27 protein-coding genes are annotated in these 24979 nt (G+C 72.7%); 17 read left to right on the top strand and 10 right to left on the bottom strand.

The features are described from left to right. Positions 1-71 precede the first annotated feature (71 nt). The gene (locus NFX44_RS10020) at positions 72-836 is read left to right on the top strand and encodes a DUF4230 domain-containing protein (protein WP_262283227.1); all 765 of its coding nucleotides are present in this window, start codon (positions 72-74) and stop codon (positions 834-836) included. Positions 837-881: 45 nt separating this feature from the next. On the opposite strand, the gene NFX44_RS10015 is transcribed toward NFX44_RS10020, so the two are convergent. Then, positions 882-1091 carry a PspC domain-containing protein gene (locus NFX44_RS10015; protein WP_262283226.1) on the bottom strand — a complete coding sequence of 70 codons (210 nt, stop codon included), beginning with the start codon at positions 1089-1091 and terminating at the stop codon, positions 882-884. Between the two features lie 385 nt (positions 1092-1476). Here NFX44_RS10015 and NFX44_RS10010 point away from each other — a divergent pair, with 385 nt between their 5' ends. The 6 genes from NFX44_RS10010 (at position 1477) to NFX44_RS09985 (ending at position 10107) form a co-directional block, all read left to right on the top strand. Then, the gene (locus tag NFX44_RS10010) at positions 1477-2847 is read left to right on the top strand and encodes an L-serine ammonia-lyase (protein ID WP_262283225.1); all 1371 of its coding nucleotides are present in this window, start codon (positions 1477-1479) and stop codon (positions 2845-2847) included. Between the two features lie 65 nt (positions 2848-2912). Continuing rightward, positions 2913-3740 carry an ABC transporter permease gene (locus tag NFX44_RS10005; RefSeq protein WP_262283224.1) on the top strand — a complete coding sequence of 276 codons (828 nt, stop codon included), beginning with the start codon at positions 2913-2915 and terminating at the stop codon, positions 3738-3740. Then, positions 3741-4484, top strand: coding sequence for an ABC transporter ATP-binding protein (locus tag NFX44_RS10000; RefSeq protein ID WP_262283223.1), 744 nt, complete (start codon positions 3741-3743; stop codon positions 4482-4484). A gap of 38 nt (positions 4485-4522) precedes the next feature. Further along, positions 4523-6433 carry a CDP-alcohol phosphatidyltransferase family protein gene (locus NFX44_RS09995; RefSeq protein ID WP_262283559.1) on the top strand — a complete coding sequence of 637 codons (1911 nt, stop codon included), beginning with the start codon at positions 4523-4525 and terminating at the stop codon, positions 6431-6433. Positions 6434-6449: 16 nt separating this feature from the next. Further along, complete coding sequence (locus NFX44_RS09990) at positions 6450-8672, top strand: bifunctional glycosyltransferase family 2 protein/CDP-glycerol:glycerophosphate glycerophosphotransferase (protein ID WP_262283222.1); 2223 nt, start codon at positions 6450-6452, stop codon at positions 8670-8672. Between the two features lie 127 nt (positions 8673-8799). After that, positions 8800-10107 (top strand): ABC transporter ATP-binding protein, encoded by a 1308-nt coding sequence (locus NFX44_RS09985; RefSeq protein ID WP_262283221.1) that lies wholly within the window; start codon positions 8800-8802, stop codon positions 10105-10107. 73 nt (positions 10108-10180) lie between these two features. Here NFX44_RS09985 and NFX44_RS09980 read toward each other — a convergent pair whose 3' ends face one another. After that, the gene (locus tag NFX44_RS09980) at positions 10181-10489 is read right to left on the bottom strand and encodes a hypothetical protein (protein ID WP_262283558.1); all 309 of its coding nucleotides are present in this window, start codon (positions 10487-10489) and stop codon (positions 10181-10183) included. A gap of 256 nt (positions 10490-10745) precedes the next feature. Between NFX44_RS09980 and NFX44_RS09975 the strand changes: the two genes are divergently transcribed. The 5 genes from NFX44_RS09975 to NFX44_RS09955 are packed head-to-tail and all read left to right on the top strand — an operon-like array spanning position 10746 to position 15395. After that, complete coding sequence (locus tag NFX44_RS09975) at positions 10746-11546, top strand: helix-turn-helix transcriptional regulator (protein ID WP_262283220.1); 801 nt, start codon at positions 10746-10748, stop codon at positions 11544-11546. Next, the gene (locus tag NFX44_RS09970; RefSeq protein WP_262283219.1) at positions 11537-11752 is read left to right on the top strand and encodes a DUF397 domain-containing protein; all 216 of its coding nucleotides are present in this window, start codon (positions 11537-11539) and stop codon (positions 11750-11752) included. The genes NFX44_RS09975 and NFX44_RS09970 overlap by 10 nt, the downstream gene beginning before the upstream one ends. A 9-nt stretch (positions 11753-11761) precedes the next feature. After that, entirely contained in the window at positions 11762-12229 is a 468-nt protein-coding gene (locus NFX44_RS09965) for a DUF4442 domain-containing protein (RefSeq protein ID WP_262283218.1), read from the top strand. 47 nt (positions 12230-12276) lie between these two features. Next, positions 12277-13026 carry a beta-phosphoglucomutase family hydrolase gene (locus NFX44_RS09960; protein ID WP_262283217.1) on the top strand — a complete coding sequence of 250 codons (750 nt, stop codon included), beginning with the start codon at positions 12277-12279 and terminating at the stop codon, positions 13024-13026. Beyond that, positions 13023-15395: a glycoside hydrolase family 65 protein gene (locus tag NFX44_RS09955; protein WP_262283216.1), complete on the top strand. Its 2373-nt coding sequence runs from the start codon at positions 13023-13025 to the stop codon at positions 15393-15395. Before NFX44_RS09960 ends, NFX44_RS09955 begins: the two co-directional genes overlap by 4 nt. 48 nt (positions 15396-15443) lie before the next feature. On the opposite strand, the gene NFX44_RS09950 is transcribed toward NFX44_RS09955, so the two are convergent. The 3 genes from NFX44_RS09950 to NFX44_RS09940 all read right to left on the bottom strand — a co-directional run bounded on the left by NFX44_RS09950 (position 15444) and on the right by NFX44_RS09940 (position 16394). Continuing rightward, entirely contained in the window at positions 15444-15623 is a 180-nt protein-coding gene (locus NFX44_RS09950) for a hypothetical protein (RefSeq protein WP_262283215.1), read from the bottom strand. Between the two features lie 61 nt (positions 15624-15684). Next, a complete protein-coding gene (gene trxA, locus NFX44_RS09945) occupies positions 15685-16032 on the bottom strand; it encodes a thioredoxin (RefSeq protein ID WP_262283214.1) in 348 nt (115 codons plus the stop codon). Beyond that, positions 16002-16394: a MerR family transcriptional regulator gene (locus NFX44_RS09940; RefSeq protein WP_262283213.1), complete on the bottom strand. Its 393-nt coding sequence runs from the start codon at positions 16392-16394 to the stop codon at positions 16002-16004. The genes trxA and NFX44_RS09940 overlap by 31 nt, the downstream gene beginning before the upstream one ends. Before the next feature lie 214 nt (positions 16395-16608). Between NFX44_RS09940 and NFX44_RS09935 the strand changes: the two genes are divergently transcribed. Next, a complete protein-coding gene (locus NFX44_RS09935) occupies positions 16609-17271 on the top strand; it encodes a dienelactone hydrolase family protein (RefSeq protein WP_262283212.1) in 663 nt (220 codons plus the stop codon). 52 nt (positions 17272-17323) lie between these two features. On the opposite strand, the gene NFX44_RS09930 is transcribed toward NFX44_RS09935, so the two are convergent. After that, on the bottom strand, positions 17324-18427 hold the full coding sequence (locus tag NFX44_RS09930) for an AI-2E family transporter (protein ID WP_262283211.1): 1104 nt from the start codon (positions 18425-18427) through the stop codon (positions 17324-17326). 129 nt (positions 18428-18556) lie between these two features. Here NFX44_RS09930 and NFX44_RS09925 point away from each other — a divergent pair, with 129 nt between their 5' ends. From NFX44_RS09925 to NFX44_RS09915, 3 genes are all read left to right on the top strand, one after another. Continuing rightward, positions 18557-18739, top strand: coding sequence for an antitoxin (locus NFX44_RS09925; RefSeq protein ID WP_154229724.1), 183 nt, complete (start codon positions 18557-18559; stop codon positions 18737-18739). Between the two features lie 184 nt (positions 18740-18923). Beyond that, a complete protein-coding gene (locus tag NFX44_RS09920; RefSeq protein WP_262283210.1) occupies positions 18924-20129 on the top strand; it encodes a cytochrome P450 in 1206 nt (401 codons plus the stop codon). Between the two features lie 28 nt (positions 20130-20157). Next, positions 20158-20391, top strand: a complete 234-nt coding sequence (locus NFX44_RS09915; protein WP_262283209.1) for a ferredoxin — start codon at positions 20158-20160, stop codon at positions 20389-20391. Positions 20392-20395: 4 nt separating this feature from the next. On the opposite strand, the gene NFX44_RS09910 is transcribed toward NFX44_RS09915, so the two are convergent. After that, the gene (locus NFX44_RS09910) at positions 20396-21298 is read right to left on the bottom strand and encodes an SMP-30/gluconolactonase/LRE family protein (RefSeq protein ID WP_262283208.1); all 903 of its coding nucleotides are present in this window, start codon (positions 21296-21298) and stop codon (positions 20396-20398) included. A 130-nt stretch (positions 21299-21428) separates the two neighbouring features. Next, positions 21429-22022, bottom strand: coding sequence for a hemerythrin domain-containing protein (locus tag NFX44_RS09905; RefSeq protein ID WP_262283207.1), 594 nt, complete (start codon positions 22020-22022; stop codon positions 21429-21431). Between the two features lie 205 nt (positions 22023-22227). Here NFX44_RS09905 and NFX44_RS09900 point away from each other — a divergent pair, with 205 nt between their 5' ends. Further along, complete coding sequence (locus tag NFX44_RS09900; protein ID WP_262283206.1) at positions 22228-23490, top strand: alkaline phosphatase; 1263 nt, start codon at positions 22228-22230, stop codon at positions 23488-23490. Between the two features lie 52 nt (positions 23491-23542). Here NFX44_RS09900 and NFX44_RS09895 read toward each other — a convergent pair whose 3' ends face one another. Both NFX44_RS09895 and NFX44_RS09890 read right to left on the bottom strand, forming a co-directional pair. After that, positions 23543-24214 carry an HAD family hydrolase gene (locus NFX44_RS09895; RefSeq protein WP_262283205.1) on the bottom strand — a complete coding sequence of 224 codons (672 nt, stop codon included), beginning with the start codon at positions 24212-24214 and terminating at the stop codon, positions 23543-23545. Positions 24215-24300: 86 nt separating this feature from the next. Beyond that, positions 24301-24921, bottom strand: a complete 621-nt coding sequence (locus tag NFX44_RS09890; protein WP_262283204.1) for a C39 family peptidase — start codon at positions 24919-24921, stop codon at positions 24301-24303. Positions 24922-24979: the final 58 nt, after the last annotated feature.

Here is a 24979-nt window from a genome sequence, read left to right as displayed (position 1 = left end):
GCGAGCGACTGTCGCACGGTGGCCGTACCGTCATTCTCAGTCGATGTGTCTGACGAGGACGGTGAGGGGCGATGGCCCGCGACGGTGACAGCAACGAGCCCACCAGGGAGTTCCCGGAATACCCGACCGGCGAGTCCCTCCGGGCCCGGTCCGACGGTTCGTCCGAGCCCCGGCCCGGTGCCCCGGCGTCGTCCGGCGGCCCGGTGCGCGGCCTGCTCTGGGTGCTCGGCGCGGCCGCCCTGGCCGTGGTGGTGCTGCTCGGCGTGCAGGCGACCGGCCTGCTGCCGGAGTTCCGCAACCCGTTCGCCAAGGAGCAGACCGACCGCAGCCAGCCGCCGCTGCTCAAGTCGATCCGTGACCTGAGCCGCTACGTGGCGGCCGAGGGCAACTTCCAGGTGGTCGTCGACGTGCAGAAGGACCGGCGCAACGTGCCGGACTTCCTGCTCAACGAGCGCACGCTGTTCGTCGGGGCGGGGCGCATCGAGGCCTACGTCGACTTCGGAAAGATCGCCGACGGGGCGGTCGTGGTCTCCGACGACGGCAAGTCCGTGGAGATCAAGCTGCCCGCGCCGCAGCTCGGCGAGACCGACCTGGACATGGACAAGAGCTACGTGTTCGCCGAGCAGCGTGGTCTGATCAATCGGCTGAACGACCTGGTCGGCGGCGATCCCAACCGGCAGCAGCAGGTCTACCAGCTCGCCGAGGACCGGATCACCGCCGCGGCCCGCGACAGCGGGCTCACCGCCCGGGCCCAGGAGAACACCCGCAAGATGCTGGAGGGGCTGCTCCGCTCCCTCGGCTACCAGAAGGTGACCGTCACCTACACGGCGCCCTGACGCCGGCGCGCCCGCCCCGGGTGCTCCCGGGGCGGGCGGCACGGGTCAGTGTCGGCCGGCGGCCAGGTATCGGTCCTCGTTCGGCATGAGGACCCAGAGGATCAGGTAGACGATCACCTGCGTGCCGGGTAGCAGCAGCGACAGCAGGAACAGCAGCCGGACCATGCCGGCCGACATGCCGAACCGCTGGGCCAGGCCGGCGCAGACGCCGGCGAACACGCGCCCCTGGCGGGGCCGGACCAGTTTGCGACTCATCGTCGAACTCCCACTTCTGCGGCGATCCGCCGCGCTGATTCCACGGTAGGAACGGACGCGCCTCCCGCCCTCGGTCCCGAGGAGGATCGGCGACCCGGGAACCCGTAGGTGCTTTACCCCGGCGGCCCCCGCCCGACCCTCGTCCGGGTCGGCCGGGCCCGGCCGGCTTCGCCGGTCCCCGGCGGCAGGCGGCGGTGACGGCGGGGAGACGGACGGAGGCGCAGGCTGGGGGCATGCCGGGGCGCGGGCGGGAGGTGGCGGGGGCGGGTAGGCTCGCCGGTCGGGCGCCCACACCCCGGGTGCCGCCCGCCGCCTCCCGTACCGGGAGGCGGCACACACCGGGCCGAACCCGCACGACGGGGACGACGGCGAGGAAAGTGCAGCCATGATCAGTGTTTTCGACCTCTTCAGCGTCGGCATCGGGCCGTCCAGCTCGCACACCGTGGGGCCGATGCGGGCCGCCCGGACGTTCGTGGCCGGGCTCAAGGCCGACGGCCAGCTCGCCGGCGTCGTGCGCGTGCAGGCCGAGCTGTTCGGCTCGCTGGGCGCCACCGGCCACGGGCACGGCAGCGACCGCGCCGTGCTGCTCGGGCTGGAGGGGGAGGTCCCGGAGACCGTCGACACCGACTCGGTCGGGCCGCGGGTGGAGCGGATCCGCGCGCAGCGGCGGCTCAGCCTCATGGGCAGCCAGGAGATCGACTTCGACCCGGACCGGGACCTGGTGCTGCACCGCCGCCGATCCCTGCCGTACCACCCGAACGGCATGACCTTCGCGGCCTTCGACGCGGCCGGGGAGCAGGTCCGGTCCCGCACCTACTACTCCGTCGGCGGCGGGTTCGTGGTCGACGAGGCCGCGGCCGGCGCGGACCGGATCAAGCCGGACAGCACCCGGGTCCGCCACCCCTTCCTCACCGGCGCGGAGCTGCTGTCGGTGACCACCGCCACCGGCCTGTCGATCAGCGAGGTGATGCTCGCCAACGAGCTGTCCTGGCGCAGCGAGGCGGACGTCCGGGCCGGGCTCCTGGAGATCTGGCGGGTGATGCGGGAGTGCGTCGAGAGCGGCTGCGCCCGCGACGGCGTGCTGCCGGGCGGGCTGAAGGTGCGCCGCCGGGCGGCCGAGCTGCGCCGCAGCCTGGAGGCGGAGGGCGACGCCGCCGACCCGCTGCACGCCATGGACTGGGTCACCCTCTTCGCGCTCGCGGTCAACGAGGAGAACGCGGCCGGCGGCAGGGTGGTGACCGCGCCGACCAACGGCGCCGCCGGGATCATCCCGGCCGTGCTGCACTACTACACCCGGTTCGTGCCGGGCGCCTCCGAGGAGGGTGTGGTCCGCTTCCTGCTGGCGGCCGGCGCCATCGGGGTGCTGTTCAAGGAGAACGCCTCGATCTCCGGGGCCGAGGTCGGCTGCCAGGGCGAGGTCGGCTCGGCCTGCTCGATGGCGGCCGCCGGGCTGGCCGAGGCGCTGGGCGGCACGCCCGAGCAGGTGGAGAACGCGGCCGAGATCGGCATGGAGCACAACCTCGGGCTCACCTGCGACCCGGTCGGCGGGCTGGTGCAGATCCCGTGCATCGAGCGGAACGCGGTGGCCAGCATCAAGGCGATCACCGCGGCCCGGCTGGCGCTGCGCGGCGACGGGGTGCACGCCGTGTCGCTCGACAAGGTCATCAAGACCATGCGGGAGACCGGCGCCGACATGAAGATCAAGTACAAGGAGACGGCGCGGGGCGGCCTCGCGGTCAACGTCATCGAGTGTTGAACCCGAAGGGGTGACCCGGCGCGTCCGTACGACGGGCCGGGACGCTCCCGGGCCAGGATGGGACGGTGACGTCCGGCGTCGCCGCGCTCTGGTCCGCCCGCACCTCGCTGCGCATCCTGGTCCGGCGTGATCTCGCGGTGAAATACCAGCAGTCCGTGCTGGGCTACCTCTGGTCGCTCATCGAGCCCCTCGGCATGGGCCTCATCTACTGGTTCGTCTTCGGCGTCCTCTACTCCGGCGCCACCCGGCGGCACCTGGGCGACGCGGCCGGGTCGTACCCGCTGTTCCTGATCACCGGGATCTTCGCCTGGATGTGGGCCAGCTCCGCGTTGACCGAGGCGGCCAACGCCCTGACCGGGCAGGCGCGGCTGATCACCACGATGAACCTGCCCCGGCAGGTCTTCCCGATCGGCCGGGTCACCGGCCGGTTCGCCGAGTACCTGGCCGGCCTGCCCATCCTGGCCGCCATCGCGGTCCTCTACGTCGTACACGGCCGGATCCACCTCGGCTGGACGCTGCTCGCCCTGCCGCTCGCCGTGGCGGTGCAGTTCGTCCTGCTGATGGGGCTCGCGCTGCTGCTGTCGGCGGGCAACGTGCTGATGCGCGACATCGAACGCACCATGCGGCTGATCATCCGGCTGCTCTTCTACGCCACCCCGATCATCTACCCGCTGAACCTGGTCCGGGACTCGGGCATGCCGGGCTGGCTGAAGATCGCGTACGAGCTGAACCCGCTGGTCGGGATCTTCCAGCTGCACCACGCCATCTGGTATCCGGACGAGTTCCCCGACGCCCGGCTGCTCACCGTCACCGTGGCGGGCAGCCTCCTGGTGTTCGCGGTCGGCTGGTGGGCGTTCCGCCGCCTCGAACCTGCCGTGCTCAAGGAACTGTGAATGGCGGCGATCATCGAGGCGGACGGGCTCGGCATCCGGTTCGTCCGCAACCGCCGCCGGCAGCTCCGGCTGCGGGAACTGCTCATCCACCGGGGCTCCCGGGACCCGGACGCCGGCCGGTTCTGGCCGCTGCGGGACGTGTCGTTCCGGATCGAGCCGGGCGAGACGGTCGGCGTGGTCGGGCGCAACGGCACCGGCAAGAGCACGCTGCTGCGGCTGATCGCCGGCGTGCTGATCCCCGACGAGGGCGCGATCCGGGTGCACGGCCGGGTGGCGCCGCTGCTCGAACTCTCCGCGGGCTTCTCCGGCGACCTGACCGGCCGGGAGAACCTCTACCTGGTGGGCGGGCTGCACGGGCTGTCGTCGGCGTACCTGCGGCGGCACTTCGACGAGATCGTCTCGTTCGCCGGTGAGCAGGTGGAACGCGCCATCGACACCTCGGTCCGGCACTACTCGTCGGGCATGAAGGTGCGGCTGGGTTTCGCGGTGATCGCCCACCTGCCGCACCCCGTGCTGCTGGTGGACGAGGTCACCGCGGTCGGGGACGCCGAGTTCCGCGCGAAGTGCTATGCGACCATCGAGCGACTTCTCGCGGAAGGGCGCACGCTGGTGCTGGTGTCACACAACGAAAAGGACCTCACCCGGTTCTGTCGTCGGGGGCTCTACCTCGACGCCGGGCGGCTGACCGTCGACGGGACGATCGACGAGGCGCTGCAGGCGTACGCCGGCGCGACGCAGCGGTGACGCTCGCGATCGTGCTCGCCGCCGGGCCGGCGGCGGGCCTGACCACCGACGCCGGGGAGCGCCTGGCCGACCGGCTCGCCGGGCAGTGGCGCCGGGCCGGTGCCGACGAGGTGCGGGTGGCCGGCGACCTGTCGGAGCTGGCCGACCTGGTGGCCGCCGCCACGGGGCCGGTGCTGGTCAGCGGGGCGGACCTGGTGGCGCACACCGCCGTGCTGAAGCACCTGGCGACCAGCCCGGTGGGGCCGACGGTGGCCCTGGTGCTCACCGATCCGCCGGCCGCCGGGCAGGTGACGGTCCGCGAGGAGCGCGGCCAGCTGGTCGCCGTGGACGACCCGGCGGGCGCCACCGGCGTGTTCGGCGGCGCGCTGCGGGTCGGCCCCGCGGACCTGCCGGCCCTCGCCGCCGCCGCCCGCGCCCTGGGCGGGCCCGCGACCGGCCCGGCGCCGGCCCCGGACGGCCCGGGGTCCGCCCTGGACCGGGTCGTCGCCGGCCTCGTCGGCTGCGGCACGCTGGTCTTCGCCCACCGGGTACGCCTGCTCGTGGCGCACCGGGTCGGCGACCCGGCGGAGCTGGCCGCGGCGCAGGCGGCCGTGGACGCGGTCGACGAGGACAAGGCCGAGCTGAGGCTGTCGGTGAAGGAACGGGACGACTTCTTCACCACGTTCTTCGTCAGCACCTGGTCCCCGTACGTGGCGAAGGCCGCCGCCCGGATCGGCCTGGGCCCGAGCGGGGTCACCATGATCTCGGTGGCCTTCGCGGTGGCCGCGGCCGTGCTCTTCGGTGTCGGCGGGCGGCCCGCGCTGGTGGCCGGCGGGATCCTGCTCTACCTGGGCTTCGTGCTCGACTGCGTGGACGGCCAGCTGGCCCGCTACACCCGGCACTTCAGCGCCTGGGGCGGCTGGCTCGACACGATGGCCGACCGGGCCAAGGAATACCTGGTCTACGCCGGTCTCGGCTACGGCGCCACGCACGCCGGCTTCCGCTACGGCTGGGCCCTGGCGATCGCCGCCATGACCCTGCAGACCGTGCGCCACATGACCGACACCTGGTACGGGGTGCTGCACGACGAGGCGGCCCGCCGCCCGCGCGCGGCGACCGGGGACGCGGGCGGCATCGGCGGGAAGCTGAACGCCGCCTCGACCAAGGTGCAGGCGGACACCGGCTCGGTCTCCTACTGGCTGAAGCGGACGGTGGTCTTCCCGATCGGCGAGCGGTGGGCGCTCATCGCGGTGGCCGCCGCGCTGTTCGGGCCGCTGGTGGCGCTCTGTGCGGTGCTGGTGTGGGGCGTGCTGGCGTTCGCGTACACGGGGGCGCTGCGCACCCTGCGGGCGCGGTGGATGCGGGTGCCGGTGCTGACCACGGTCGACACCGGCCTGCACCGCGACGACGGGCCGCTGACCCGGATCCTGCCGGTGGTGCGGCGCCCACTGGCGCCGGCGGCGCTCGGCGCGCTCGGTGCGGCGGGCCTGCTGCTGTGGGCGTTGCTGGCGGTCCACGCCGGGCGCGACCTGCCCGGCTGGGCGGTGACGTTCGCGCTGGTGCTCCTGCTGGGCGGGGCGCAGGGCGCGCGGACCCCGCACGACGGACCGCTGGACTGGCTGGTCCCGGCCGTGCTGCGCGCCGGGGAGTACCTGTTCGCCATCGCCGTCGGGGTGGCCGGGCGGGTGCCGCCGTGGCTCGTCTTCGGGTACGTCTTCGTGCTGACCCTGCACCACTACGACCTGACCGCCCGGCTGGAGAAGCGGCAGGCCGCACCGCCGCTGCACCCCGCCTCGCTGGGGTGGGAGGGGCGTTCGGCGCTGCTGACCATCGGGTCAATCGCCGGAATTGCGAGCATCGCTCTAGCTACACTCGGTGCGTACCTTCTCGTGGTTTTTGTCGCGAGCGTGGTCCTCGCCTGGGTGGTCCTGCCGGCCCGCGCCCGTGGGGGTGACCGCTCGCCGGGCTGACGGAGGGCCGGCCGGGATGACCCTGATCAGCTTCGTCGTACCGGCCTTCAAGGTGCAGGGCTACCTCCGGGAGTGTCTCGACTCGATCCTCGACCAGCCGTTCGAGGACGTCGAGGTGATCGGGATCGACGACGCCTCCCCGGACGACAGCGGCGAGATCCTGGACGAGTACGGGGCCCGTGACCCCCGCGTCCACCCGGTCCGGCTCACCGAGAACGTCGGGCTCGGTCCGGCCCGCAACATCGGGCTGGACCGGGCCGTCGGTGACTACGTCTGGTTCGTCGACGGGGACGACTGGCTGGTCCCCGGCTGCCTGCCGCACGTGGCCGACCGGCTCCGCACCACCCGGCCGGACGTGCTGATCGTCGACCACGTGCGGGCGCACTGGAACAACGTCGGCACGCGCAGCGCCATGCGGGACGTGTTCCCCGAGTCGCCCGGCGAGGCGACCTTCCGGCTGCGGGAGCGGCCGGAGACCCTGCGGCTGCTGCACACCGCGTGGAACCGGCTGGTCCGCCGGGACTTCCTGGTCGAGCAGGGGCTGCGCTTCGCGCCCGGCTGGTACGAGGACGTGTCGTTCAGCTATCCGGTGCTGATGGCCGCCGAGCGGATCGGCGTGCTGGACCGGGTCTGCCTCAACTACCGGCAGCGCCGCACCGGGGCGATCACCCGGACCCGGGGCGACCGGCACTTCGAGGTCTTCGCCCAGTGGCACCGGGTGTTCCGGCTCCTGGACCAGTGGGGGCCGGCGGTCGTCAACGGGCTGCGGCCGGCCGTCTTCGAGCGGATGATCTGGCACTACCTGACCGTGCTCGGCAACGGCGAGCGGATCGCCGCCGAGCTGCGGCCGCCGTTCTTCGCGCAGATCCACGCCGACTACGCCCGCTTCCTGCCGCCCGAGGGCTACCCGGTCCCGTCCGGGCTGGAGGGGGTGAAGCACCGGCTCGTGGCGGCCGGGCGGTGGCGGACGTTCAGCGCGCTCCGGGCTGCCCGCCAGGCCGAGGAGCGGGCTCGCCGCTCGGCCCGGCGGGTCAAGCGGCGGGTGCTGCCGGTCGCCCGGCGCAGCGCCCGCCGGGCCCGGGACGCGGCGCTGCACGAGTACTACCGGGCCGAGCTGCTCCGCCCGCTCGACCCGACGCTCGCCGTCTACGCCTCGTACTGGTACCGGGGCTACTCCTGCAACCCGGCCGCCATCTACGCGGCCGCCCGCCGGCTCGCCCCGCAGGTGCGCGGCGTCTGGATCGTCCGGCGGGACCGGGTGGCCGGGCTGCCGCCGGGCGTCGAGTACGTGGTGGCCGGCACCCCGGACTACTACCGGGTGCTGGCCCGGGCCCGGTGGCTGGTCAACAACGTCAACTTCCCGGACTTCGTCCGCAAGCGGCCCGGCTCGGTGCACGTCCAGACCCACCACGGCACCCCGGTCAAGGTGATGGGGCTGGACCAGCAGCGCTATCCGGTCGGCGCGGCGGGCATGAACTTCGCGAACCTGCTGCGCCGGGTGGACCGCTGGGACTACAGCGTCAGCTCGAACAGCTTCTCCACGCAGATGTGGGAACGGGCCTACCCGGCCGACTACACCACGCTGGAGGTCGGCTATCCGCGCAACGACCGGCTGGCGCTGGCCACCGCCGAGGAGTGCCGCCAGGCCCGCGCGGGGCTGGGCATCGGCCCCGACGAGTACGTGGTGCTCTACGCGCCGACCCACCGGGAGCACCTGCCGGGCTGGCGCCCGCCGTTCGACCCGGACCGGCTGCGCGAGGTGCTCGGCCCGTCCGGGCGGCTGCTCATGCGCAGCCACTACTTCCACGACCGGGTGCGCCGGCCGCGGGGGCCGTCGGCCGACGGGGTGCTGGACGTGAGCGCGTACGACCGGGTCGAGGACCTTTATCTCGCCGCGGACGTGCTGGTCACCGACTATTCCTCGGCGATGTTCGACTACGGGGTGCTCGACCAGCCGATCGTGGTCTACGCCCCCGACTGGGACGCGTACCGGGTGGCCCGGGGCGTCTATTTCGACCTGCTGGCCGAACCGCCGGGCGCGGTCGCCGTCGATTTTCCCGGGCTGCTCGACGTCTTCCGCAGCGGCGCGGTGCGCGGGCCGGCGGCCGAGGAGGCCCGGCAGCGGTTCCGCGCCCGGTTCTGCGCGCTGGACGACGGGCATGCCGCCGAGCGGGTGGTCCGCCGGGTCTTTCTGGGCGAACCGGCCGAAAAACGAGTTACTGAGCGGTCGCTTTACTGATGGAAGACCGCCAATCTCGTTAATGGTTCTTTCACGAGTCGAACATGGCACGTTTACCCGATGCGCGGAGGGCATGATCCTGGTCACAGTCATTGCCGGGTTCGGCCGAGAGCTGGGGAGGCAGACGGTGACGACCGTCGCGCTCAAGGATGTCACCAAGGTGTTCCAGGATGGGACAGTCGCGGTCGACACCATCAATCTGGACGTCAATGACGGCGAGTTCATGGTGCTGCTCGGCCCCTCGGGCTGCGGCAAGTCCACCGTGTTGCGGATGGTCGCCGGGCTGGAGGATCCCAGCTCGGGCGCGGTGATGCTCGGGGGCGAGGTGGCCAACGACCTGCCACCCCGGGACCGGAAGATCGCCATGGTCTTCCAGGACTTCGCGCTCTACCCGCACATGACCGTCGGCGACAACATCGGCTTCCCGCTCCGGCTCTCCGGCATCGAGCCCGGGCCGCGCGGCGAGCGGATCCAGGACGTGGCGAGCGCGCTGGGCATCGGCGACGTGCTCGCCCGCAAGCCCAGCCAGCTCTCCGGCGGCCAGCGGCAGCGGGTGGCGATGGGCCGGGCCATAGTGCGCCGGCCCGGCCTGTTCCTCATGGACGAGCCCCTCTCCAACCTGGACAGCGGCCTCCGCGCCGAGCTGCGCGCCGAGATCTCCGGGCTGACCCGCGAGCTGGGCGTCACCACCATCTACGTCACGCACGACCAGGCCGAGGCCCTGACCATGGCCGACCGGGTCGCCATCATGCGCAAGGGCGTGCTCCAGGACGTCGGCACACCCACCCAGGTGTACGGGCGCCCCGCCACCCTCTACGTCGCCGCGTTCCTCGGCAGCCCGCGGATGAATCTGCTGGAGGCGTCGGTCTACGTCCACCTCGACCGGTACGTCACGCTGAACCTCGGCGAGCAGTCGCTCTACCTGCCGTGGGACGACATCCGCAGCCGGGCCGTTGCCCACTACCACGGGGAGCGGATCGTGGTGGGCATGCGGGCCGAGGCGCTCACCCCGGTCGCCCCCGACACCGCCGGCGACGTACTGCACGGCCGGATCCGCTACCTCGAGCACCACGGCCACGAGTCGCTGGCCTTCCTCGACATCGGCGCCACGGCCATCGTGGTGGACGAGATGGGCAGCCGGGCCGAGAACAGCGCCCCCGGCCAGCGCGGCCTGCGCCGGTTCGGCCAGGTCATGCAGCGGCTCGCCGGGCGGCCGGCGGACGCGCCCGTCTCCGCCGCGCCGAGCGGCGGCGGGAGCCGGACCAGCGTGCTCCCCGACCCGGGCCGGCACCACCGCCGCCCGGCGGAGCTGGCCGTGCGGCTGGCCCCGTACCCGCAGGTGTCGGCGGGGCACCAGCTCGCCGTCCAGGTGCGGATGGACGCGCTGCACTTCTTCGACGAGCGCGGCGACCGGATCGACGTCGGCTGGCGCTGAGGAGCTTCCCCCGGGCGGCATTCCCCTGCCGGCGGCCGCCTTCGCTCCGGCGGGTCCTGGTGCTGAGGGCCGGTCAGTGCTGCGACGGGTCCACGACCGGCCGGCGGTAGGGGCCCCACGCCACGAAGCGCCGGAACAGGTCGGCGGGGGACGGGCCCGCGTCCGGATTCAGGCGGTAGAGGTCCCGCGCCGCCTCGTGCAGCAGCCCGCACAGGTAGAGCGAGAGCCCGATCTGGTCGTCCGCGTACTCGGCCTTGAGCACCAGGCGGGCCGGCGCGCAGGGCCACGGCTGCCCGCACGCCCGGCAGCACCACATGGGCCGGAGCGCCGTGTGCGCCGAACAGTCCCTCGACCGCTCCCCTGTGGTCGCTCCCGGTGAGATCTTGGTACGGAGTGGCCCCTCCAGGGGCACTTTCCTGCCAAGATCTGCTCGATCGTCCATGCGGCCTCCTTCAGCTGGGTGGGCCGGCCCCGGGTTCGGGGGTTGGGTGGGGCGGGCCCCGGAGTCGCCCTTGACGGGTGTGGGGCGGCTCCGCTGGGTGACAGTCTGGTCACCCTGGGGCTAGGGTCGGAAGCCGTTCCCTCCCCACCAGCCCGGCCGTGCGATCGGCCGTCCCCCGTTGTGCAGAGGTGTGCAGATGAGCCGGATGCCGATGCTGGAACTGTTCGCCGGGGAGCTGCGCCGGCTGCGCGGCGACGCCGGGCTGTCCCAGGAGGCGCTGGGCGAACGGGTCAACTACTCGGCCTCGCTCGTGGCGGCCGTGGAGCAGTGCCGCCGCCCGCCCCGGGAGGAGTTCGCCCAGCGCTGCGACGAGGCGCTGCGGGCCGGTGGCCTGCTGGTCCGGATCCGGGACGCCCTCATCCGGGAGAGCCTCATGCCGTGGTTCCGGGAATGGGTGACCATCGAGCAGGAAGCGACGGCGCTCCGCAGCTTCGAGCCGCTGGTCGTGCCCGGCCTGCTGCAAACCGAGGAGTACGCCCGGGCGCTCTACGACGGGGCGGGCCAGCTCCTGGGCGACGAGGTGGAGCAGCAGGTGGTCGCCCGGCTGGCTCGGCAGGCGGTGCTGAACCGGCCCGGCCCGCCGCAGCTCGTGGCGGTGTTCGACTACACCGTGCTGGAGCGACCCGTCGGCGGCCCCAAGGTCATGCGCGAGCAGTTGCGGCAACTGGTCGAGGTGGGCCGGCGCCCCCGCGTCCACCTGCACCTGGTGCCGCGTGGCACGGGCGCTTACCCGGGGTTGAACGGTGCCTTCGTGCTCGCCACCCCACCGGACGGCGACGACGTGGGTTATCTGGATAACCAGTTGCACGGCACCATCGTCGAGCGGACCGTGGACGTAAACTCCCTGCGGCAGATCTGGGAGTCCGTGCGCGCGGAGGCCATGCCGCACGGAGCCACCCTGGCGGCGATCTCGAAGGCGGCAGAGCAATGGACCTGACCGGCGCGATCTGGCGTAAGAGCATCCGCAGTAGCGGCAACGGCGGTAACTGCGTGGAGGTGGCCGACAACCTGCCCGGCGTGATCGCCGTGCGGGACAGCAAGGACCGGCGGGGCCCGGTGCTGACCTTCACCCCGCTGAGCTGGGCCGCTTTCGTCGAGCAAGCCCGCCGATCGGCCCTTGCCGGGCAAGTTACTGCCGAGTAGCGTCTGGGCATGTCCATCGACTCTCGCCAGGTGGCGGCCGGTCTGCTGGAGGCCGTGCCGTTCGCCCGCACGCTCGGTATCGAATTCGTCGAGGTCGCCCCCGAGGCCGAGGGCGGCGTCCGGGCCGTGGTCCGGCTCCCCGACATCCCGGAGCACCACAACCACGTCGGCGGCCCGCACGCCGGGGCCATGTTCACCCTCGGCGAGACCGCCTCCGGGGCGGTGGTGCTGGCCGCGTTCGGGCAGGTGCTCGACCGGGCCGTACCGCTGGCCGTGACCGCCACCATCCGCTACCAGAAGGTCGCCCTCGGGCCGGTGCTGGCCACCGCGCGGCTGGGGCGCCCCCCGGCCGAGGTGCTCGCCGAGCTGGACGCCGGGCAGCGGCCGGAGTTCCCGGTCGAGGTGGAGATCGGCACCGAGGACGGCACCGTGACGTCGGCGCTCACCGTGATCTGGACACTCCGCCCGAACCGCTGAGGTCCGAATGGGGTTTGCCCGGCCGGTGGCGTGGATAGATTCAGGCAATGCTGGGCCTACCCGCGCAGGTGACCGCCTGTCTCTTCGATCTGGACGGTGTGCTGACGCAGACCGCCAAGGTGCACAACGCCGCCTGGACCGAGACGTTCAACGCGTTCCTCACGGCGCGGGCGGCGGCCACCGGCGAGCCGTTCCGTCCGTTCGACCCCGGCCCGGACTACAACCGGTACGTGGACGGAAAGCCGCGGGCCGACGGGGTGCGCTCCTTCCTGGCCTCGCGCGGCATCACCCTGCCCGAGGGCTCGCCGGACGACCCGCCCGAGGCGGACACCGTCAACGGGGTGGGCAACCGGAAGAACGTCATCCTGCTCAAGCGGATCCACACCGACGGCGTCGAGGTCTACGAGGGCTCGGTGCACTACCTGGAGGCGGCGGCGAAGGCCGGGCTGCGCCGCGCCGTGGTCTCGGCCAGCGCCAACTGCCGGGACGTGGTCGCCGCCGCGGGGCTGGACCCGCTGCTGGAGGCCCGGGTGGACGGGCTGGTCGCCCGCGAGCGCGGGCTGCGCGGCAAGCCGCACCCCGACACCTTCCTCGCCGGCGCGCAGCTGCTCGGCGTGGACCCGGCGAACGCGGCCGTCTTCGAGGACGCGCTGGCCGGCGTCGCCGCCGGAAAGGCCGGCGGGTTCGGGTACGTGGTCGGCGTCGACCGGGTCGGCCAGGCCGACGACCTTCGTGCGCACGGCGCCGACGTGGTCGTCACCGACCTGTCGGAGCTGCTGACCGGGGCGCACGCGTGATCCGGGAACGGGCGTACCCGGTCGAGCCGTGGCACGTCCGGGAGACCCGGCTCGACATGGACGTACTGGCCCAGTCCGAGTCGGTCTTCGCCCTCTCCAACGGCCACGTCGGGCTGCGCGGCAACCTCGACGAGGGCGAGCCCCACGGCCTGCCCGGCACCTACCTGAACTCCTTCTACGAGCTGCGCCCCCTGCCCTACGCGGAGGCCGGCTTCGGCTTCCCCGAGTCCGGGCAGACCGTCGTCAACGTCACCAACGGCAAGCTGCTCCGGCTGCTGGTCGACGACGAGCCGCTCGACGTCCGGTACGGCGAACTGATCTCCCACGAGCGGATCCTCGACCTGCGCGCCGGCACCCTGCACCGCGAGCTGCACTGGCGCTCGCCCGCCGGCCGGGACGTGAAGGTCCGCAGCACCCGGCTGGTGTCGTTCACCCAGCGGGCGGTGGCCGCCATCCTCTACGAGGTCGAGGCGCTGGAAGGGCCGCTGCGGCTCATCGTCCAGTCCGAGCTGGTGGCCAACGAGACCCTGCCGCCGCAGAGCAAGGATCCCCGCGTCGCCGCCGTACTCGAATCGCCGTTGCAGGCGGAGGAGCAGCTGACCACCGACGACGGCGGCCTGCTCATCCACCGCACCAAGGTCAGCGGGCTGCGGGTCGCCGCCGCCATGGCGCACGACGTGGACGCCCCGGAGCGCGTCACCATCGAGTCCGAGGGCTACGAGGACTGGGTCCGCACCACCATCGGCTGCGTGCTCAAGCCCGGCCAGAAGCTGCGGGTGGTCAAGTACCTGACGTACGGCTGGTCCAGCCGGCGGTCGCTGCCCGCGCTGCGCGACCAGGTCGGTGCGGCGCTGGCCGCGGCCCGGCTGGACGGCTGGGACGGGCTGCGCCGGGAGCAGCGGGAATACCTCGACGAGTTCTGGGACGCCGCCGACGTGCGGGTGGAGGGCGACCCGGAGGTGCAGCAGGCGGTCCGGTTCGGCCTGTTCCACGTGCTCCAGGCCGGCGCCCGCGCGGAACGCCGGCCCATCCCCGCCAAGGGCCTCACCGGCCCAGGGTACGACGGGCACGCGTTCTGGGACACCGAGATGTTCGTGCTGCCGGTGCTCACCTACACCCAGCCGGGTGCGGTGCGCGACGCGCTGTACTGGCGCTACTCGACCCTCGGCCAGGCGCAGGAACGGGCCCGGACGTTGAACCTGGCCGGGGCCGCCTTCCCCTGGCGGACGATCGAGGGGCCCGAGTCGTCGGCGTACTGGCCGGCCGGGACGGCCGCGTTCCACATCGCCGCCGACATTGCCGACGCGCTGCGCCGCTACGTGCTGGTCACCGGCGACCGGGCGCTGGAAAAGGAGATCGGGCTGGAACTGCTGGTCGAGACGGCCCGGCTGTGGCGCTCGCTCGGCCACCACGACCGCACCGGGCGGTTCCACATCGACGGGGTGACCGGCCCGGACGAGTACACCGCCGTGAAGAACGACAACGTCTACACCAACCTGATGGCGCAGCGGAACCTGCTCACCGCCGCCGACTGCGCGATGCGCCACCGGGACCAGGCCCAGGACCTCGGCGTCACCGAGGAGGAGGCGGCCACCTGGCGGGACGCGGCGAACGCGATGCACGTCCCGTACGACGCGGAGTTCGAGGTGCACGGGCAGGTGGAGGGCTTCACCCGGTTGCAGGAGTGGGACTTCGAGCACACGCCGCCGGAGAAGTACCCGCTGTTGCTGCACTACCCGTACTTCGACCTGTACCGGAAGCAGGTCGTCAAGCAGGCGGACCTGGTGCTCGCCATGCACTGGCGGGGCGACGCGTTCAGCGACGCGGAGAAGGTGCGGAACTTCAGTTACTACGAGCGGCGCACCGTGCGGGACTCCTCGCTGAGCGCCTGCACCCAGGCGGTGATGGCGGCCGAGGTGGGCCACCCCGAGCTGGCCCACCGCTATCTGCGCGAGGCCGCGCTGATGGACCTGCACGACCTGAACGAGAACACCCGGGACGGCGTGCACATGGCCTCGCTCGCCGGGGCCTGGATCGCCCTCGTCGCCGGCTTCGGCGGCCTGCGCGACCACGACGGGACGCTCTCGTTCTCGCCGCGGCTCTCCAGCCGGCTCAGCCGACTGGAGTTCTCCCTCCAGTGGCGTTCCATGCGGCTGCGGGTCGACGTCCGGCCGCACCAGACGACGTACTCGCTGCGCAACGGGGGGCCGGACACCGTGCTGGAGCTGCGGCACCACGGCGAGCCGCTCCGGGTCACCGCCGCCCAGCCGGTCACCGTGCCGGTGCCGCCGGCGCACCCCTCCGGGCCGCAGCTTGAACAGCCGCCGGGGCGGGCACCCCTGCTGCACCTGCCCGAGAACGTGAGCTGAGCGAAGCCCCGGCCCGCGTGCTGCGGGCCGGGGCTTCGTCGGCGTACCTCAGAACTGGCGGCCGTTGGACGGCCGGCCGCCGGCGTCGCGCGGAGCCGTCGCCCGCGCGTCGTCGGCGGTGCGTGCCACGGAGGCGCGGTCCGCCCAGTCCGGCGAGCCCTTCAGCTCCTGTTTGCGGTTTTCCTGATCGGTGAGCTCCTGCTCTCGGGACCTGTCCTGCTTCGCCATGACGAGCCTCGCGATCCGTCGGGGTCCGTGGTCACCCCGCGCCTTCCCGATCCCGGCGGGCTCAACCGTCCAGGTGCCGGGCGAAGCTCAGCCGCAGGTGGTTCTTCGGCCGGGCGCCGACGATCGAGCCGACCACCTCGCCGTCCCGGAACACCAGCATCGTCGGCATCGACATGATCTGGTACGCCCGCGTGCTCTGCGGGTTCTCGTCCGAATTGACCGTGACGAAGCGCAGCGCGTCGCCGAACTCCTCGGCCAGCTCCGCGAGGTGGCGGGAGACCGGGCGGCAGGGCGGGCACCATTCCGCCCAGAAGTCCACCACCACGGGCCGGTCGGCCGCCAGCACGGTGGCCGCGAAGGTCTCGTCGGTGACCGGGGTCAGTCGGCCCTGTTGCGTGTCCTGAGGCATGTTTCCTCCCGATGGGCGATCGCGCGGGCGAGCTGGTCGTGCAGCTGGTGGCGGACCGCGCCGAGCCGGTCGAGGTAGTCGTCCACCTCGGCGAGCTTGCGCCGCAGCACCGCCACGGAGTCGGGGCAGACGTCACCGGAGCTGTTGCCGGCCCGCAGGCAGGCCACGAACGGCCGGATGTCGTCCAGCCCGAAGCCGACCGCCAGCAGCGCCCGGATCTCGTGCACGACGCGCAGCTCCGCCTCGTCGTAGACCCGGTAGCCGTTCGCCGACCGGCCCGGGCACACCAGCCCCTGGGACTCGTAGTAGCGCAGGGTCCGGGTGCTGGTCCCGGCCCGCTCCGCCAACTCACCGATCCGCATCCCACCCACCCCCACCTGGCACTCGCCCCCTGACCGCCCAAACGCTAAACCTTGCCGCCGACGTCAAGGCAACCCGCAACCCATGCCCGCGCCCTGCCCCCGGTGGCTGTTCTCGCTGATCATGAAGTTAGCGGTGGTGGAAACCGCTCTCCTCGCCGCTAACTTCATGATCACGCCCGTGTTGGGTATGCCCCTGGGGAGGAGGTGTGGGGGTATGGGGGATGCGCGTGAGGTTTCTGTGCCTGTTGTGGATGGTGGGTTGGTTGCGGATGTCACCGTGCCGTCGGGGGCGGTGGGGGTGGTGTTGTTCGCGCACGGGAGTGGTAGTTCGCGGCACAGCCCGCGCAATGTCGCGGTGGCGCACGAGTTCAACGGGCGGGCGCTGGGCACCGTGCTGGTCGACCTGCTGACCCCGGAGGAGGACGAGCGGGACGCGGTCACCGCCGAGCTGCGCTTCGACATCGGGATGCTCGCCGAGCGGCTGGCCGGGATCGTGGACTGGATGGCCGGCGAGCCGACCCTGGGCCGGCTGCCGATCGGGCTGTTCGGCGCGAGCACCGGCGCGGCCGCGGCTCTGGTCGCCGCCGCCGCCCGGCCCGATCAGGTGGGCGCCGTGGTCTCCCGTGGCGGCCGCCCGGACCTGGCCGGCAGCTCGCTCTCGGCGGTACGCGCCCCGACGCTGCTGATCGTCGGCGGGTTGGACGAGGAGGTGATCGTGCTCAACGAGCAGGCCGGGGCGGAGCTGGGCGACATCGCCGAACTGCGGATCGTGCCCGGCGCCACGCACCTCTTCGAGGAGCCGGGCACCCTCGAACAGGTGGCCGACCAGGCCGGGACCTGGTTCACCACCCACCTGCGCCAGCCGCACCCGGCCTGACCGGGCCGGACCGGGCTGGACAGCGCGCCTGGCCTCTGCCGCCCGCGGCGGGTCAGTCGGGTAGGGCGGCGCGGTGGCGTTGCACGGTGTCCAGCACCCGCCAGGTGACCGCGGCGATCGGCACCGAGACGAACGCGCCCGCGATGCCGGCGATCAGCGTGCCGGCCGTGACCACCACCAGGATGACCGCCGGGTGGAGCTGGACCTGCCGCTTCATGACCAGCGGCTCCAGCAGGTTGCCCTCGATCTGCTGCACGGCGATGACCGCGGCGAGGGTGAGCAGGGCGGTGGTGGGGCCGTTGGCGGCCAGGGCGACCAGCACCGCGATCGCGCCGGCCACGGTGGCGCCGATGATCGGCACGAACCCGCCGAGGAAGGTGATCAGCGCGAGGGGCAGCGCCAGCGGTACGCGCAGCACCACCAGCGCCAGCCCGATGCCGATGGCGTCGATCGCCGCGATGATCATCGTGCCGCGGCTGTACGCCCCCAGCGTCCGCCAGCCGGCCCGGCCCGCCTCGGCGGTCACGTCGCGGCGGGGCCCGGTCATCCGGCGCAGCACCCAGTGCCACATGGACCGGCCGTCCTTGAGCAGGAAGAAGAGCAGCACCAGACCGAGCAGGATCGAGCCGGCCACCTCGGCGGCCGTCCGTGCCCCGGCGACCGGGTCGGGGGCGCTGCCGCTGAGCCCCTCCCGGATCTGCTCGACCTGGCGGTCGAGCTGTTCGTCGGTCACCGGCAGGCTGGAGGTGACGAAGTCCCGGCTGCGTTGCAGGCCCTGGTCGAGTTGCTGGCTCAGCTCGCCGAACTGGCTCGCCGTCAGGTTCCACACCAGCGCGCCGACGCCCACCAGGACGCCGAGCAGGAGCAGGACGCTGAGCAGGGCGGCCAGCGCCGGCGGCACCCGGAGCCGGCGCAGGCCGAGCAGCACCGGGTCGAGCAGCGCGGTGAGGAAGAGCGTGCCGGCCAGCGCCACGGCCAGCGGGGCCAGCAGCACCGCGATCTTCCCGAGCAGCCAGAGCGCGGCGATCACCACCACGAGGCACGCGCCCCAGGTGACCGCCGTCCGTACCGGCCAGGGCAGCCCGGCCCAGGCCTGTCGCGGGCCCGCGGCCCGGTTCCGTGCCGCCGGTTCCGGCGTTCCCGCGTCCTCGTCCACGTCGCCTCCTCGATCGTGGCCGTTGGTACCCGACGCACGTGAATCCGACACCCGGGCTACCTCCGGACAGGGAGCGTTTGTGCCGCCGGCCCCAGGGAAGGCATTCACGGTATCGAAGGGAGAACCGACATGAGCGACTTCATGGACAAGGCCAAGGACTTCGCCGACAAGCACGACAAGCAGGTCGACCAGGGGATCGAAAAGGGCGGCGACATGGCCGACAAACGGACCCAGGGCAAGTACGACCAGCAGATCGACAAGGGCGTCGACATGGCGCAGCAGCGAACCGGCGAGGGCGACACCGGCCGCTGACCGGGATCCGATCCCGGGTCGTCCCGCGCGGGCGGCCCGGGATCGTCGTGTCGGAACCCGAACCACCCTCTGGTCTCCATCGACCGTTCTCGCTACCATCCGCAGTCGGGGCATGACTCAGCGTCGAGTCGTGCGGAGTCGACCCGCACCGCCCGCGGTGCCGTGGACGAGAGCGAGCCAGCCGGTGACCGACACATCCCAGGCGACCATCCCGCAGCGCTACCCGTTCAACGCCCCTGTCCGGCTCGACCTGGACGCCCGCTACGCCGAGCTGCGCGAGCAGCCGCTGATCCGGGTCCAACTGCCCTACGGCGAACCCGCCTGGCTGGCCACCCGGCACGCCGACGTGAAGACGGTGCTCGGCGACCCCCGGTTCAGCCGGGCCGCGTCGATCGGACGCGACGAACCCCGGAACACCCCGCTCCAGCAGGAGACCGGGATCCTCTCCATGGACCCGCCGGAGCACACCCGGTTGCGCCGGCTTGTGGCGAAGGCGTTCACCGCGCGCCGGGTCGAGGAGCTGCGGCCACGTACCCGGGCGGTGGCCGACGAGCTGGTCGACGGGCTGCTGGCCGCCGGGCCGCCCGCCGACCTGGTGGCGCACCTGGCCACGCCGCTGCCCATCCGGGTGATCTGCGACCTGCTCGGCGTGCCGGTGTCCGATCAGGACCGGTTCCACACCTGGTCCGAGGCGATCGTCTCGACCACCTCGCTGGAGCCGGAGCGGGCCCGGCACTACTTCGACAGCCTGCTCGCCTACATGGGGGAGCTGGTCGCCCGGCGCCGGGTCGAACCCGCCGACGACCTGCTCAGCGCCATGGTCCGGGCCCGCGACGAGAACGCCGACCGGCTCACCGAGCAGGAGATGGTCACCCTCGCCGCCGGGCTGCTCGCCGCCGGCCACGAGACCACCGTGACCCAGATCCCCAACATGGTGTACGTCCTGCTCACCACCCCCGGCGCCTGGGACACCCTGCGGGACCGGCCGGACCTGGTGCCGGTCGCCGTCGAGGAGCTGATGCGGTTCATCCCGCTCGGCGCCACGGCGGCCTTCCCCCGCTACGCCACCGAGGACGTCGAGTTGGGCGGGGTGCTGGTCCGGGCCGGCGAGCCGGTGGTGGTCAACATCGCGGCGGCCAACCGGGACGACAGCGTCTTCGCCGACGCCGACCGGCTCGACCTGACCCGTGCGGTCAACCCGCACCTCGGCTTCGGGCACGGCGTGCACCACTGCGTCGGCGCGCAGCTGGCCCGGATGGAGCTGCGGGTGGTGCTGGAGACCCTGCTCGACCGGGCCCCGGGGCTCCGGCTGGCCGTGCCCGTGGAGGAGCTGACCTGGAAGAGCGGCCTGCTGGTGCGGGGCCTGGCGGCCATGCCGGTGGCCTGGTGAGCCGGGCCGGGGGGAAGGAGGAGGGCGCGTGAGCGGAGCGAGCGAGTGGCAGCTGCACGTCGACCCGACCCGGTGCATCGGGTCGGGGATCTGCGCCGGGGTGGCGCCGGGGCACTTCGTGCTGGTCGACGGGCTGTCCCGGCCGGTGGCCGAGCGGATCGCCGCCGACGAGTCGGTGCTGGACGCGGCCGAGTCCTGCCCGCTGGAGGCGATCATCGTGTCCGAGGTGGACAGCCTCCGGCGGATCGCTCCGGAGGGCTGACCGGTCACCAGCCCGGGTAGCGCGCGCCGTTGACGTTGACCCGGAGGCTGAACAGCGAGCTGGAGGCGCAGATGTAGAGCTGGTTGCGCTTCGGGCCGCCGAAGGTGAAGTTGGCGACGACCTCCGGCAGGTGCAGCTTGCCGAGCAGCGTGCCGTCCGGGTCGAAGCAGTGCAGCCCGTCGTGCGCCGCCGCCCAGAGCCGGCCGGCGTCGTCGAGGCGTACGCCGTCGAAGGAGCCGGCGTCGCAGGTGGCGAAGACCTCGCCGCCGCGCAGCATGCCGCCCTCGGTCACCGCGAATCGGCGTAGGTGCTTCGCCCGGGTGTCGACCACGTAGAGCTGGGACTCGTCGAGGTTGAACGCCAACCCGTTCGGCTGCCCGAAGTCGTCGGCGACCAGGCGCACCTCACCGTCGTGCGGGTCGACCCGGTAGACGTGGTTGCCGCCGATCTCACTCTCGGCCCGGTGGCCCTCGTAGTCGCTGTCGATGCCGTAGCTCGGGTCGGTGAACCAGATCGACCCGTCGGAGTGCTCGACCACGTCGTTGGGGCTGTTCAGCCGCTTGCCGCGCCAGCGCTCGGCGAGCACTGTGTCGGTGCCGTCGGCCTCGGTCCGGGTGACCCGACGGTTGCCCTGCTCGCAACTCACCAGCCGTCCCCGCCGGTCGACGGTGTGCCCGTTGGCGTAGCCGGCCGGCTGGCGGAACACCCCGACCGCGCCGGTGGTCTCGTCCCAACGCAGCAGCCGGTCGTTCGGGATGTCGCTGAAGACCAGGTGACGCCCGGCGGGGAACCAGGCCGGACCCTCAAGCCAGCGGCCCCCGGTCCACAGGCACTCCGTCCACTCGTCGCCGTTGATCCGGCGGAACCGCTCGTCCCGCACCTCGAAACGCGTCCTGAACCGATCCACGCCGACCCGCCTCCGCCCGTGACTGACATCCGGCCTGACGCTAACAAGCGGCGCGGGCCGGGGTGGTGCTGCCGGCACACGGCGGCGGCCACGCCCCCCGTGCCGGGAGCGTGGCCGCCTCGGCCGGTGGTCAGGACTTCTCGCGCAGCTCGGCCATCGAGGTGGGCCGGCCGCTGAGCGCGTCGCGCATCCGGTCGACCAGGCCGGTGCCCGGGGCGAGCAGCCGGTTCGCCGGCGGGTGGTCCGGCGCGGCCGGGTGCGGTCGGGTCGGCGCCGACTTCTTCGCCGCCGCCACCTTGCCGGCCAGCTCGACCAGCTCCTCGTGGGCGCAGGCCGCGCGCAGCCGGGGGAAGAGGTCGTTCTCCTCGTCCCGCACGTGATGCCGGATGGTCGCCGTGAGGTGGGTCAGCAGCTCGTCGAAGCGGGGGTCGGAGGGGTCCACCGACTCCAGCTCCTTCATGGTCCGCTCGGCGTCGGCGTGCTCGGAGATCTCGTGTTCGGCGAGCTGGTCGCCGTCGGGCAGCGCCTTGCGGGCGGACGGGTAGACATAGGCCTCCTCGGCCACCGCGTGCCGGACCAGCTCGGCGATCATCACGTCGGCGAGCTGCCGGCGGTGCTCCGGGCTGCCCTGCCGGCTCTCCAGCTCGACGAAGATCGCCTCGACCTCGTGGTGGTCCGTCGTCAGGACGTCGACGACGTCCCGCTCCGTCCGTACGTCGTTCATCTCAAAGCCCCTTACCGGTGGGTTGCGGAACGGCTTGGTCTCGCCACTACCCCCGGGCGAACGGTCCAACCAGGCAACTGCCGTTGCCCCGGGCGACAAGAGTCCCGGCAACGGCTGCCCTCCGTTAATCTGACGGCCAACTGTCCGGCCGGTGGCTGCGGTTGCGTGGTGGCTGCCCAGCGATCCATCCGCCAGGAGGACACCCGTGAATTTCCGTTCCAGCCGCTGGCTGCTCGCCCCCGTGGTCGCGGGGGTGGTTGCCGCCGCCGGACTGAGCCTGGCCAACCCGATCACCGACGCCGACGCCGGCGCGGCGAAGGGCAAGGCCCGCAACGTCATCTTCATCAACGGCGACGGCATGTCCGCCGCCCAGCGCGAGGCGGCCCGCCTCTACCTGGCCGGCCTCGACGGCCAGCTCACCATGGACAAGCTGCCGTACTCCGGCCAGCTCACCACCAGCCCGCACGACCCGAAGACGCCGATCACCGACTCGGCCGCGGCGGCCACCGCCTGGGCCACCGGCGAGAAGACCTACAACGGGGCGATCAGCGTCGACGTGGACGGCAACCCGCTGCCCACCCTCGGCGCCCAGGCCAAGGCGGCCGGCAAGTCCACCGGCCTGGTCACCACGGCCCAGGTCACCGACGCCAGCCCGGCCGCGTTCTTCGCCAACACCGCCGACCGCGGTGCGCAGGACGAGATCGCCCGGCAGTACCTGGACGTCACCCGCCCCGACGTGATCCTGGGCGGCGGCGAGGACTGGTGGCTGCCCGCCGGCAACGCCGGCGCGTACCCGGACAAGCCGGCCGAGGACACGTCCGAGGCCAGCCGGGGCACCAAGGGCGACCTGATCGCCAAGGCGAAGGCCAAGGGCTACCGCTACGTCTCCACCGCTGCGCAGCTCCAGGCCGCCAAGGGCGACAAGCTTCTCGGCCTCTTCGGCAACGAGGAGCTGTTCCAGCAGCGCCCCGAGGGTCAGGGCGACGTCTACGCCCCGCCGGCCAGCCTGGCCACGATGACCGAGAAGGCGCTCTCGACGTTGTCGACGAACAAGAAGGGCTTCTTCCTCCTCGTCGAGGAGGAGGGCATCGACGAGTTCGCCCACAACAACAACGGCACCCGCATGCTCCAGGCGCTCGGCGAGCTGGAGAAGGCCGTGGCGGTCGCCCGCAACTTCGCGGCCAACCACCCGGACACCCTGGTCGTGGTGACCGGTGACCACGAGTGCGGCGGCCTGACCGTCGAGGACACCGCCACCTCCGACGAGTCCGGTGACGACATCTCGGCCGAGGACGGCCCGTTCCCGATCAAGGGCAGCAGCCAGAGCTTCAACCTGGACTGGACGACCAGCGGCCACACCGGCGCCGACGTGCCGGTGACCGCGTACGGGCCGCTGGCCGAGCAGTTCACCGGCAAGCACCCGAACACCCACGTGCACGACGTGCTGTCGCAGGCCCTCACCCACTGACCCGCCGGCTCCCGGCGCCCTCCCGTCCCCGTGGCGGGAGGGCGTCTGCGGGTCAGCGCCCGGCCGGCTCGCGCAGCAGGTCGGGCAGCTCGCCGAGCGCGGTGAGGGCCGGGCCGGCCCAGCTCGGGTCGCTGTCGTTGTGCTCGGTGGTCCGCACCACCGTCATGCCGACCGCCGCCGCTCCGGCCAGCTCGCCGTCGGCGCCGTCACCGACGAAGACGCAGTCGGCCGGCCCGACGCCGAGGCGTTCGGCCGCCAGCCGGTAGATCGCCGGGTCGGGCTTCGCCAGGCCCACGTCGCAGGAGAAGACCGCCACGTCGAACCGGCGGGCCACCTCGGTCGACGGCCACGCCTCGGCGGTCTCCGCGGTGGCGTTGCTGACCAGCCCGATCGGGTGGCCGTCGGCACGCAGCGCGTCCAGCACCGCGACGGTCGACGGCGGGACGCCGGCCAGCAGCCACCGGGCCAGTGCGCGCCGGTGTGCCGCCGCCCGGGCCACCTGCTCCTCGGTGGGCGCGCCGCCGAGCCGCCGGGCCAGGACGCGTACGGTCTCCGCGGCGTCCCAACCGGTCATCCGGTCCCGCCACGTGGCGTGGTACGCCTCGACCAGCGCGGCCGGCTCCACCCCCACCATCAGCGCCATCTCACCGACCACCCGGTCCCGCTCGGGGTCACCACCGGGCACCAGGGTGTGGAACAGGTCGAAGATCACCGGTCGCGGCACGGTCAGACTCTAGCGGGGCCGTCCGGGGTTCGGGGACGCAAAGGGCCGGCCTCCCGCTCGGGGAGACCGGCCCTCGCTCGGTTCGGTCAGGAGCTGTAACCGCGGCCGGCGATCCAGTTGGCCAGCTCGGTCACGTCCATCCAGTACGTCGGCTCGTTCGGGCTGGCCGGGTCGGCGATCAGCACCGTGTTGCCGTCGTCCTTGTACTCCACCACGGTCAGGTAGTGGCCGGGGTAGTTGTGCTCCACGCCGTCGATGTCCAGGGCGCCGCCCAGGATGTTCGCGACGACCGGCCGGTCCTGGTCGACGGCGGCCTTCACGTCGGCCCGCAGGCGCTCGACCTGCTCCCTGGTGGCCACGTCGTCCCGGATCTCGGTGGTCCGGTACTTGCCACCGGTGTACTCGTTGAGCACCCGGGTGATGTCGATGGCCGAGTCGGTGCCGTTCTCGGTGGTGCCCAGCTTGGCGGCCAGCTCGTCCTGGCTGACCTCCTTGCCCTCGGCCGACAGCGCGATCCGGGTCGAGGCCGGGCCGCAGTAGAAGAAGTTCGGCTGCGCCTCGTACTCGTAGCCGGCGCTGCGCTCGCCCTTGCCCTTGAGGGCGGACGACGGGGCGGCCTGCGCCGCGACGGCCGGACCCACGACGGTTCCGCCGCACATCACCAGACCGGCGACGGACAGCATGCTCTTACGGAAGATCGAGTTCATGTCGAAGCTCCATTCGGGGGTTGACGTCTCCGGGGTGCGGAGACGCGGCACCGGGAGT

It is taken from the genome of Micromonospora sp. MA102 (assembly GCF_025460765.1).
Lineage (GTDB): Bacteria > Actinomycetota > Actinomycetes > Mycobacteriales > Micromonosporaceae > Micromonospora > Micromonospora halotolerans.
This window is presented reverse-complemented; position numbering and strand designations above follow the sequence as displayed.

Coding starts and splice junctions, on each gene's coding strand:
- NFX44_RS10020 (WP_262283227.1), top strand. CDS start 72: ATGGCCCGCGACGGTGACAGCAACGAGCCCACCAGGGAGTTCCCGGAA.
- NFX44_RS10015 (WP_262283226.1), bottom strand. CDS start 1,091: ATGAGTCGCAAACTGGTCCGGCCCCGCCAGGGGCGCGTGTTCGCCGGC.
- NFX44_RS10010 (WP_262283225.1), top strand. CDS start 1,477: ATGATCAGTGTTTTCGACCTCTTCAGCGTCGGCATCGGGCCGTCCAGC.
- NFX44_RS10000 (WP_262283223.1), top strand. CDS start 3,741: ATGGCGGCGATCATCGAGGCGGACGGGCTCGGCATCCGGTTCGTCCGC.
- NFX44_RS09990 (WP_262283222.1), top strand. CDS start 6,450: ATGACCCTGATCAGCTTCGTCGTACCGGCCTTCAAGGTGCAGGGCTAC.
- NFX44_RS09975 (WP_262283220.1), top strand. CDS start 10,746: ATGAGCCGGATGCCGATGCTGGAACTGTTCGCCGGGGAGCTGCGCCGG.
- NFX44_RS09970 (WP_262283219.1), top strand. CDS start 11,537: ATGGACCTGACCGGCGCGATCTGGCGTAAGAGCATCCGCAGTAGCGGC.
- NFX44_RS09965 (WP_262283218.1), top strand. CDS start 11,762: ATGTCCATCGACTCTCGCCAGGTGGCGGCCGGTCTGCTGGAGGCCGTG.
- NFX44_RS09960 (WP_262283217.1), top strand. CDS start 12,277: ATGCTGGGCCTACCCGCGCAGGTGACCGCCTGTCTCTTCGATCTGGAC.
- NFX44_RS09950 (WP_262283215.1), bottom strand. CDS start 15,623: ATGGCGAAGCAGGACAGGTCCCGAGAGCAGGAGCTCACCGATCAGGAA.
- trxA (WP_262283214.1), bottom strand. CDS start 16,032: ATGCCTCAGGACACGCAACAGGGCCGACTGACCCCGGTCACCGACGAG.
- NFX44_RS09940 (WP_262283213.1), bottom strand. CDS start 16,394: ATGCGGATCGGTGAGTTGGCGGAGCGGGCCGGGACCAGCACCCGGACC.
- NFX44_RS09935 (WP_262283212.1), top strand. CDS start 16,609: ATGGGGGATGCGCGTGAGGTTTCTGTGCCTGTTGTGGATGGTGGGTTG.
- NFX44_RS09925 (WP_154229724.1), top strand. CDS start 18,557: ATGAGCGACTTCATGGACAAGGCCAAGGACTTCGCCGACAAGCACGAC.
- NFX44_RS09905 (WP_262283207.1), bottom strand. CDS start 22,022: ATGAACGACGTACGGACGGAGCGGGACGTCGTCGACGTCCTGACGACG.
- NFX44_RS09890 (WP_262283204.1), bottom strand. CDS start 24,921: ATGAACTCGATCTTCCGTAAGAGCATGCTGTCCGTCGCCGGTCTGGTG.